This is a genomic window from uncultured Paracoccus sp. (genome assembly GCF_947496875.1).
Lineage (GTDB): Bacteria > Pseudomonadota > Alphaproteobacteria > Rhodobacterales > Rhodobacteraceae > Paracoccus.
Genome location: NZ_CANMEH010000069.1, coordinates 1 through 1,050, shown reverse-complemented (window position 1 = coordinate 1,050; position 1,050 = coordinate 1). Strand labels below are relative to the sequence as shown.

At 63.9% G+C, this 1,050-nt stretch carries 1 protein-coding gene; it reads right to left on the bottom strand.

Translation table 11 applies throughout. From position 1 onward, the window contains the following. Positions 1 to 54: 54 nt before the first annotated feature. Positions 55 to 987, bottom strand: coding sequence for an IS5 family transposase (locus tag Q0938_RS19120; RefSeq protein WP_299365705.1), 933 nt, complete (start codon positions 985 to 987; stop codon positions 55 to 57). Between the last annotated feature and the right edge of the window lie 63 nt (positions 988 to 1,050).

Genomic DNA, 1,050 nt, shown 5'->3' with positions numbered 1-1,050 from the left:
GGCTCTGTTGCGCAAATCGCGTGTTGGCCGAGGTTCCCCTTTCCCCGGACAGACTTATCCCACGGCTTCCGTGACAGGTATGCCGAGCGCGGTGTAGCCGTTCAGGACGGCGATGCGGACCTGGAGCTCGGCGACCTGGCGGTCGAAGTCCCGAGCCATGAGCCGCTGGCCCAGCAGCTTCACGCAATGCATCTTCGTCTCGACGCGGCTTCGGCGGTGATATCCGCTCCATCGTCGCCAGATCGCGCGGCCGAGGTATTTCGATGTCCGCAGTGCTTCGTTTCGTGCGACCGCACCGGCGGTGACCGTCTTCCACGGCTTGGCGTTCTTGCGGGGTGGGATGACTGCGTGGGCACCGCGATCGGCGATCGCGTCGTGGCACTTTCGAGTATCGTAGGCGCCATCCGCGGTGACGCTGCCGATCTGTTGGTGCGCGGGGATCTGACTGAGAAGATCGGGCAGCACCGGTGCATCTCCGATGTGGCTCGCGGTGACCTCGACGGCTCGAATTTCCAATGTTTCCTCATCGATCCCGAGGTGGATCTTGCGCCAGACGCGGCGTTTCGGGCCACCATGCTTGCGGGCGTGCCACTCGCCTTCGCCCTCGACCTTGATGCCCGTGCTGTCGATGAGCAGGTGCAGCGGGCCCTTCGACCCACGGTAGGGGATGTTGACGGCCAGGGTCTTCTGGCGGCGGGACAGCGTGCTGAAGTCGGGGACCGACCAGTCGAGGCCAACCAGCCGCAGCAGGCTCTCGACAAAACCGGTCGTCTGCCGAAGCGCCATGCCGAACAGCACTTTCATCGAAAGGCACATCTGGATGGCGGCATCGCTGTAGGTCTGCTGGCGGCCACGCCTGCCTGTCGGCGCAGCGTCCCAGCTCATCTCGGGGTCGAACCAGATCGTCAGCGAACCCCGGCGCTTGAGCGCATCGTTATAGGCTGGCCAGTTCGTGGTCCTGTAGGTCGGAGATGTGGGTCTGCTCATGCACCCCAGCTACCATGCTGGATTCACGAGATGAATCCCTCACGGGATTTGCGCAACAGAGCC